8 protein-coding genes and 1 pseudogene are annotated in these 7,975 nt (G+C 71.9%); 6 read left to right on the forward strand and 3 right to left on the reverse strand.

Annotated elements, in window-relative coordinates; all coding sequences use genetic code 11:
* The 6 genes and pseudogenes from ITP53_RS52115 to ITP53_RS59900 form a co-directional block, all read left to right on the forward strand.
* Window positions 1-456, forward strand: a pseudogene (locus ITP53_RS52115) (hypothetical protein); the annotation flags it as partial.
* 10 nt (window positions 457-466) lie between these two features.
* Window positions 467-2,431, forward strand: a complete 1,965-nt coding sequence (locus ITP53_RS52120) for a serine/threonine-protein kinase (RefSeq protein WP_195902919.1) — start codon at window positions 467-469, stop codon at window positions 2,429-2,431.
* A complete protein-coding gene (locus tag ITP53_RS52125) occupies window positions 2,428-3,270 on the forward strand; it encodes an AraC family transcriptional regulator (protein ID WP_195902920.1) in 843 nt (280 codons plus the stop codon). The genes ITP53_RS52120 and ITP53_RS52125 overlap by 4 nt, the downstream gene beginning before the upstream one ends.
* A gap of 11 nt (window positions 3,271-3,281) precedes the next feature.
* Window positions 3,282-3,944, forward strand: a complete 663-nt coding sequence (locus tag ITP53_RS52130; RefSeq protein ID WP_195902921.1) for an AzlC family ABC transporter permease — start codon at window positions 3,282-3,284, stop codon at window positions 3,942-3,944.
* A complete protein-coding gene (locus ITP53_RS52135) occupies window positions 3,941-4,252 on the forward strand; it encodes an AzlD domain-containing protein (protein WP_195902922.1) in 312 nt (103 codons plus the stop codon). The genes ITP53_RS52130 and ITP53_RS52135 overlap by 4 nt, the downstream gene beginning before the upstream one ends.
* A 9-nt stretch (window positions 4,253-4,261) precedes the next feature.
* Entirely contained in the window at window positions 4,262-5,587 is a 1,326-nt protein-coding gene (locus ITP53_RS59900; RefSeq protein WP_268961490.1) for a serine/threonine-protein kinase, read from the forward strand.
* Window positions 5,588-5,639: 52 nt separating this feature from the next.
* Here the strand turns inward: ITP53_RS59900 and ITP53_RS52145 are convergent, their stop codons facing one another.
* From ITP53_RS52145 to ITP53_RS52155, 3 genes are read right to left on the reverse strand one after another with little or no spacing between them, the layout of a single operon-like run.
* Complete coding sequence (locus tag ITP53_RS52145; protein WP_195902923.1) at window positions 5,640-6,569, reverse strand: RluA family pseudouridine synthase; 930 nt, start codon at window positions 6,567-6,569, stop codon at window positions 5,640-5,642.
* Window positions 6,562-7,113 (reverse strand): signal peptidase II, encoded by a 552-nt coding sequence (gene lspA / locus ITP53_RS52150; RefSeq protein ID WP_195902924.1) that lies wholly within the window; start codon window positions 7,111-7,113, stop codon window positions 6,562-6,564. Before lspA ends, ITP53_RS52145 begins: the two co-directional genes overlap by 8 nt.
* 35 nt (window positions 7,114-7,148) lie before the next feature.
* Window positions 7,149-7,538: a TraR/DksA family transcriptional regulator gene (locus tag ITP53_RS52155; RefSeq protein WP_195902925.1), complete on the reverse strand. Its 390-nt coding sequence runs from the start codon at window positions 7,536-7,538 to the stop codon at window positions 7,149-7,151.
* Between the last annotated feature and the right edge of the window lie 437 nt (window positions 7,539-7,975).

Here is a 7,975-nt window from a genome sequence, read left to right on the forward strand (position 1 = left end):
GCGGACGCGCTGCCCGACGGGTGGCACTGGTACAAGGACGACAAGATGGGCTTCACCATCGGGCTGCCCAAGGGCTGGGACGTGTGGGACCGCAGCGGCAGGCAGGTCAAGTTCAAGGGCCCGGGGGCGGCGTCCAACGCGTACGTCATGATCGAGGAGGCGGCGAAGCCCGGTAAGGACCCGTACAAGGACTGGGTCAAGCAGGAGCCGGTGCTCAAGAACAACTTCGGCGGCTACAAGAAGATCGACATCGAGCGGGTCGACTACCAGAAGGCCGCCGCGGACTGGGACTTCACCTGGAACACCAACACGGGGAAGACCCGGGTGCGCAACCGCGGCTTCCTCACCGACAACGGCAGGGCGTACGCGATCTACTGGCACACCCTGAACAGCCACTGGAAGCGCGACTACGCCTTCTTCGAAGGGTTCTGCGCGACGTTCAAACCGGCCAAGTAGGCTTCCCTGCGTGGAAAGGCAGGTCGGCAACCGATACCGCCTCATCGAGCCGCTCGGCGAGGGCGGGATGGGGGTGGTCTGGCGGGCCTACGACGAGCTCCTTGACCGCACGGTGGCGATCAAGGAGGTGCGCTACTCGGGGATCGGCGACGCCAGGCGGGCCGAGCTCAACCGCAGGACCATCAGGGAGGCCAGGGCGGCGGGCCGCCTCGACCATCCCTCGGTGGTCGTGATCCACGACGTGGTCGAGGAGGACGGCCGCCCGTGGATCGTGATGCAGCTCGTACGCTCCCGTTCGCTGGCCGAGGTGGTCGGCGAGACCGGGCCGCTGCGGGTGGGCCAGGTCGCGGTGATCGGCGATCGGCTGCTCGACGCGCTGCGCGCCGCGCACGCCACCGGGGTGCTGCACCGTGATGTGAAGCCGGAGAACGTCCTGCTCGCCGACGACGGCCGGGTGGTGCTGACCGACTTCGGCATCGCCTCGCTTGAGGCCGAGGCAGGGCTGACGGCGACCGGCGGGCTGGTGGGCACGCCCGCGTACATGCCGCCCGAGCGACTCAACGGCGAGCCCGCCGGGCCGGAGTCCGACCTGTGGTCGCTCGGCGCGACGCTGTACACGGCTCTGGAGGGCGAGCCGCCGTTCAAGCGGGACTCGTGGGCGGCGACGGTCGCGGCGGTGCTGCGCGACGCGCCCAGACCGCCGGCCCGCGCGGGCGCGCTCGAACCGGTCATCATGGGCCTGCTGCGCCGCCACCCCGCCGACCGGATGCCCGCCGCGCAGGCCGCTGCCCTGCTGTACGAGATCGTGACCGGCCGCCACCAGACGCCCCCGGTGGGTGCCGCCCATCCGGCGACCGGCCCGGACGACCGGACGCCCGGCGGCCCACGCCGGGCGACCGGCAGCGGACGACAGGCCCCCGGCGGCGGACCGCAGGCGCCCGGTTCTGAGCGGCACGGGCCCGTCGGAGAAAACACCGGCAGCGGGCCGCACGGGTACGGCGGAGAAGACACCGGCGGCAGGCCGCACGGGTACGGCGGAGAAGACACCGGCGGCAGGCCGCACGGGTACGGCGGAGAAGACACCGGCGGCGGGTCGGCCACGCCCGGCGGGGATGGCACCGGCGGGCCCCACACGACCCATTGGGAGGGGCGGGCGACCGGGCCCCGGGGAACCGGTGGCGGACCCCAGGCGGCCGGCGCTCGACCGCAGGCGACCGGTGGCGGTCTGCGGGAGGGCAAGGGCGGGCCGCAGCGGACGGTGCCCCGGCGGGCGCGGCGAGGCAGGGCCTGGTGGATCGGGGTGCCCGCGGCGGTGGCCGCCGTGGCGGTGCTGGGCGCGGGTGGCGTGCTGCTCTTGGACCGCTGGACCATCGCCTCCCCCACCGACGGCCCCGGCCCGACGACCGCTCCCACGAGCCGGCCGACCGAGCCGACGACCCAGCCGACATCCGAGCCCACCTCACCAGGTGAGCCGACCGAGGAGCCCACAACCGGCGAGCCGACCGCGACGAGTGGACCGGCGCCCGCCGGCTGGCGTCCGTTCACGAGCTCCGCGGGCCGCTTCTCGATCGCCCTGCCGGGCCGGTGGCAGGCCAAGAAGACCCCGGGCAGGAACAGCATCTCCATAACCGGCCCGGACACCCCCGGCGCGCTGCTGGTGGAATGGACGGTTCCGGACATCCCCTGGGATGACCCGCGAAGGCACTGGATCGCTCTGGAAAAGGAGATCCGCGCGAAGGGCGAGTTCCGCCAGTACACCCGCGTCGGCATCACCTCCACCGCCTACCTCGGCCTGGAGGCCGCCGACTGGGAGTTCACGAGGTTGCGCGGCGGCACGCTGATCCACGTGATCAACCGCGGCTTCCACACCGCCGACGGCCGCCCGTACGCGCTCTACTGGGAGACCACGGACGCCCGCTGGGCCAGGGACCGCCACTACTTCGAGACGTTCGCGAAGACCTTCAGGCCCCGATGAAGGAGCAGACGCGTTTCTGGCGGCACCCGGCGGTTCCGGAGACCGACCTGCTCAAGGCCCGCTACGTCACCCACCGCTTCTCCAGGCACGTGCACGACGGCTACGCCCTCGGCGTCATCGTCCACGGCGTCGAGGAGTTCGACTACCGCGGCACCCTGCATCGTGCGGGAACGGGTGAGCTGGTCCTGGTCAACCCCGAGTCCGTGCACACCGGTCAGGCGGGCACGCCGGGCGGGTGGGCGTACCGCATGCTCTATCCGTCGATCGACGCGCTGGCCGGGATCGCCGCCGAACTGGGCGCGCCGTACGCGACGCCGCACTTCCCCGAGCAGGTCGTACGCGACGACCACGTGGCGGCGCTGCTGGCCCGTGCGCACCGGGCGGCCGAGCGCGGCGACGCGCTGGCCGCCTCCACGCTCAGCCGTACGCTGTTCGCCCGGCTGCTGACCCGCCACGCCGCCCCCAGGCCGGACCCGGTCCTGCCGCCCGAGGGCAGGCAGGCGGTGCGCGCGGCGGTCGACCTGCTGCACGAGAGCCTGCTGGATCCGCCGACGCTGGACGCCCTGGCGGGCGCGGTGGGGGCGCGGCCGTTCGCGCTGCTGCGGGCGTTCAAGGCGGCGACGGGCCTGCCGCCGCACGCGTACCTGACCTCGCTGCGGGTACGCCAGGCGCGCCGCCTGCTCCAGTCCGGTGTGCGCCCGGCGCGGGTGGCCGCCGAGGTGGGTTTCACCGACCAGGCCCACCTCAACCGTCATTTCAAGCGCATCGTGGGCGTACCGCCCGCCGCATACCAGCGTGCTGCAGGAACGTACAAGACCGGCGATTCCGCCACCACCTAGTGTCTGGCGGCATGGATTCGACGACACATCGTTCCGCCGCCGTACGGGACGGTCTGGGGGTGGGCCTGGCGGTGGGGTTGTCCGGGCTCGCGTTCGGCGCGGCGGCGATCACCGCGGGCCTGAGCGTGCCGCAGGCATGCGTGCTGAGCCTGCTGGCGTTCACGGGCGCCTCGCAGTTCGCCCTGACCGGAGCGGTGGGCGCGGGCGGCGACCTGCTGGCCGCCACCGCGGGCGCGCTGCTGCTCGGCGGCCGCAACACCCTGTACGGCCTGCGCCTGGCCGACCTGCTCCGGGTACGCGGCCCGCGCCGGCTACTGGCCGCCCACGGCGTGATCGACGAGACCACGGCCGTCGCGCTGGCCCAGCCGGACGCGGAGGCGGCGCGGACGGGGTTCGTGACCACGTTCGCCAGCCTCTACGTCACGTGGAACCTCACCACGCTGGCGGGCGCGTACGGCACGTCGTTCCTGGGCGACCCGGGCGTGCTTGGCCTGGACACGGTGGGGCCGGCCGCGTTCCTGGCCATCCTGTGGCCCCGCCTGGCGGGGAACCGCGAGCTGCTCACGCTGGCGGCGGCCGGTGCGGTGATCGCGCTGTGCGCCACCCCGTTCTTCCCTGCCGGGGTGCCCGTGCTGCTGTCGGCCGCGGCGGTGCTGGTGGTGATGGTGCGATGACATTGTGGTGGGCGATCGCCGCGCTGTGCGCGGGCTGCTACGCGCTCAAGCTGGCCGGGCTCGCGGCGCCGCGCAGGGTGCTCGACCATCCGGTGGTGCGCAGGTTCGCGGAGCTGGTGCCGGTGGCGCTGCTGGCGGCGCTGATCGCGGTGCAGGTGTTCACGGAGCAGGGCGGGCTGAGCTTCGACCCGGCCCGCACGGCGGGGCTCGGCGCGGCGGTCGTGGCGCTGCTGCTCCGGGCGCCGTTCCTGGTCGTCCTGGCCACGGCGGCCGTGGTCACCGCGCTTGTGCGGATGCTTATCGGGTAGTCGCCGTGCATGTCCGATTCTGCGGGGCCTGCGGGGCTGGTCGGTGGCCGCTATCGGCTGCTCAGGACGATCGGTCAGGGCGGCATGGGAACGGTGTGGCAGGCGCACGACGAGGTGCTCGGACGGGACGTGGCGGTCAAGGAGGTCCTGCCGTCGCGGGACCTGTCGGAACCGGAACGCGAGGAGTTCGCCGTACGCACCTTTCGCGAGGCCAGGGCGGCCGGCCGGGTGGCGCATCCGGGTGTGGCGGCCGTCTACGACGTACTGGAGGAACGCGGCCACCCCTGGATCGTCATGCAGCTCGTGCACTCCCGCACGCTGGGCGAGCTGATCCGCGACGACGGCCCGATGCCTCCCATGGCGGCGGCCAACGTCGGGCTGCAGCTCCTGGAGGCGCTGCGCGCGGCGCACGCGGCGGGCGTGCTGCACCGGGACGTCAAACCGGACAACGTGCTGCTCACCCGGGACGGCCGGGCGGTGCTCACCGACTTCGGCATCGCCACGACAGAGGACGAGGACCCCGTCACGAGGACGGGCGTCCTGATCGGCACCCCGGCGTTCATGGCGCCGGAACGCGCGGCGGGCGGCGGGGCCAGGCCCGCGTCGGACCTGTGGTCGCTGGGTGTGACGCTCTACATGGCCGTTGAGGGCCACTCGCCCTTCCACCGGGACAACGCGCTGGCCACGCTGGGCGCGGTCATGCACGCCGAGCCGGAGCCGCTGGCCCGCGCCGGCGTGCTCGCGCCCGTACTGCTCGGCCTGCTGCGCAAGAACCCGGCCGAGCGCATGACGCTGGAGGAGGCCGAGCGGCGCGTCACCGCGATCCTGGCCGGCGGCGCTCCGGAGCGGACGGGGCCGGTCACCGTCCCCGAGCCGGCGCGGCGGCGGCGCAGGCCGCCGATGGCCGCCGTCGGCGCGGGCGCGCTGGCGGTGGCGGTCATCACGGGCGGCGCCGCCTGGTGGTCCACCCGCCCTGGCGACACGGTACGCACCCCGCTCCCGGGCCCCGCCGTGGTCACCACCTTCACCACCGCTCCCCCTTCACCGTCACCAGAGGCTCCCTCACCGGAGACTCCATCACCGGAGGCGCCGTCCTCTGAGCCGCCCTCCATGACGGAGAGCACCTCGCCGCCGACCAGGGAACAGCCGAGGAGCCCGTCCGAGAAGCCGACGGAGTCCGAGACGAGGGAGGAGTCACCCTCCGAGACCCCCGGCCAGGTCGATCCCTCGGACAACGAGGGAACCGGCAGCGAGGAGGAGTCCGGCCAGAACGAGGGGCCCGGCGGCGGGAACGCCTCCGGCCAGGGCGGGCGGCAGACGGGAAAGCGCACCTGATCCGGACCGGGCAGGTCCGGTCCGGTCCGGGCAGGCCGGTATGCCCACCTGATCAGGACTCGGCGCGCACGATGTCGAGTGCCTTCTGCAGGTCCTGCGGATAGTCGGTGCTGAACGACATCCATTCGCCCGTCGCCGGGTGCTCGAACCCCAGGGCCACCGCGTGCAGCCACTGCCGCGTGACGCCGAGCCTGGCGGCCAGCGTGGGGTCGGCGCCGTAGAGCAGGTCGCCGACGCACGGGTGACGCAACGCCGCCATGTGCACCCTGATCTGGTGCGTACGCCCGGTCTCCAGCTTGATGTCCAGCAGCGACGCCGCCCTGAACGCCTCGACCGTGTCGTAGTGGGTGATCGACGGCTTGCCGCCGGCGACCACCGCGAACCTGCCGTCACCCGACGGGTGCCGGTCGATGGGCGCGTCCACCGTGCCCCTGAACGGGTCGGGATGGCCCTGGACGAGGGCGTGGTAGCGCTTGTCGACCGTACGTTCCTTGAAGGCGCGCTTGAGCCGCGAGTAGGCGTGCTCGCTCTTGGCCACCACCATCGCGCCGGTCGTGTTGGCGTCCAGCCGGTGCACGATGCCCTGCCGCTCGGCCGCGCCGCTGGTGGCGATGGTGTGCCCGGCCCCGAGCAGGCCGCCGATCACGGTGGGTCCCGTCCAGCCGACGGTCGGGTGGGCGGCGACGCCGATCGGCTTGTTGACCACGATGATGTCGTCGTCCTCGTAGACGACCGTCATGCCCGGCACCGGCTCGGCGACCGGCATGGGCATGGAGACCGGCGGTGGCATGGTCACGTCGAGCCAGGCGCCCGCGTGGACCCGGTCGGACTTGGCCGGCACCTTGCCGTCGACCAGCACCTCGCCCGCGCCGATCAGCTCGGCCGCGCGGGTGCGCGAGAAGCCGAACAGCCGCGACATCGCGGCGTCGAGCCGCTCGCCCTCCAGCCCGTCGGGCACGGGCAGGCTCCGCTGCTCAGCCACCGTTCTCGTCCTCCTTGGCGTCCGTCTTGGCGTCCGCCTTAGTGTCCTGGGGCTCCTTGGCGCCGTCGATCTGCACGTTGCGCCAGGCCAGAATGACCGCCAGGATGCCGCCGCAGACGATCGCCGAGTCGGCGATGTTGAAGACGGGGAAGTAGTCGATCACGGGGAAGTTGCCGGGGAGCACCTCGATGAAGTCCACCACGTGCCCCTGGAGCTGCGTGGGACGGCCGATGCCCGACGGGTAGCGCAGCAGCCGGTCGGTGAGGTTGCCGAGCGCCCCGCCGAGGAGCAGGCCCAGCGTCACCGCCCAGGCTCTGCTGCCCAGCTTGCGCGCGGTGCGGACGATGGCCACGACCACACCCGCCGCGATCAACGTGAAGACGAACGTCATCCCCGTGCCGATGCTGAACGCCGCACCGGAGTTGAAGATCACCCGGAACTGCAGCACCTCCGGGATGACCACCAGTGGCGCCTCGTTCTCGAGCGTCCGCAGCACCACCGTCTTGGTGATGAGGTCGGCCGCGTAGATGACGACGGCCAGCACGACGAGGACGGCGACGAGGCGACCACGCGATCTGCCTACCTGCGCTCCTCCTTCTGCTTGCAGGCCACGCACAGCGTCGCCCTCGGGAACGCCTGAAGGCGTTCCTTGCCGATCGGCTTGTGGCACGATTCGCACACTCCATAGGTACCCGCGTCGATCCTGGCGATCGCACGTTCGTTCTGCGCGACCAGATCGCGCGCATTCAGGGTAAGGGCGATCTCGCGTTCGCGCTCGTAGGTCTTGGCGCCGGCATCGGCCTGATCGTCGCCGGCGCCCTGGGTGACGTCTCCAGACGCTATCTCGGACTCGTGGCGGAGTATGTCCGCCTCGAGCTCGTCGATCTCGCTCTGGAGCCTGCCGCGTACCTCGGCCAGCTCCTCGTCCGACCACATCGACGGTGTAGCGGTCTGCGTGACTGCCGCCATGGCTGCCTCCATTGCTGATCAAGGCCGTACAAGGGTGCGGGCAGCTTAGGATCCTGATAACGGAACGGCAAACGACCCGCCGGACGGTTTACCTCCCCCGTACTATCCCGCCTCGCGCTTCCAACTCCTTCCCAGCGGTGTCCATTCCCACAACTTTGTTAGCGTTTACGGCTTGCGTACCGGTGTTGTGGCGGACACAGTGACGTCCCTGCCCGTCAGCAGGAAAACCAGGAAGCTTCGGGAGCCACTCTGCGTTATGGTTTGAGACTGCAAGGCGTTGATGGGGCCCGACTGTGAGGGATATCACCCCGGAGCCGCCGGAAGAACGGCTCTTCTGAGCTCATTAGACCCGGCCGCAGATCAAACGAAGAGGACCCACAAGCCCGCAGGGATTGTGGGGGAAGAGCCCTTTCCATGCCCTTATCGGGGGCATGCGG

Source organism: Nonomuraea cypriaca, assembly GCF_015645445.1.
In the GTDB taxonomy this organism is placed as follows: domain Bacteria; phylum Actinomycetota; class Actinomycetes; order Streptosporangiales; family Streptosporangiaceae; genus Nonomuraea; species Nonomuraea cypriaca.

Coding starts and splice junctions, on each gene's coding strand:
- ITP53_RS52135 (WP_195902922.1), top strand. CDS start 3,941: ATGACATTGTGGTGGGCGATCGCCGCGCTGTGCGCGGGCTGCTACGCG.
- ITP53_RS52130 (WP_195902921.1), top strand. CDS start 3,282: ATGGATTCGACGACACATCGTTCCGCCGCCGTACGGGACGGTCTGGGG.
- ITP53_RS52155 (WP_195902925.1), bottom strand. CDS start 7,538: ATGGCGGCAGTCACGCAGACCGCTACACCGTCGATGTGGTCGGACGAG.
- ITP53_RS59900 (WP_268961490.1), top strand. CDS start 4,262: ATGTCCGATTCTGCGGGGCCTGCGGGGCTGGTCGGTGGCCGCTATCGG.
- ITP53_RS52125 (WP_195902920.1), top strand. CDS start 2,428: ATGAAGGAGCAGACGCGTTTCTGGCGGCACCCGGCGGTTCCGGAGACC.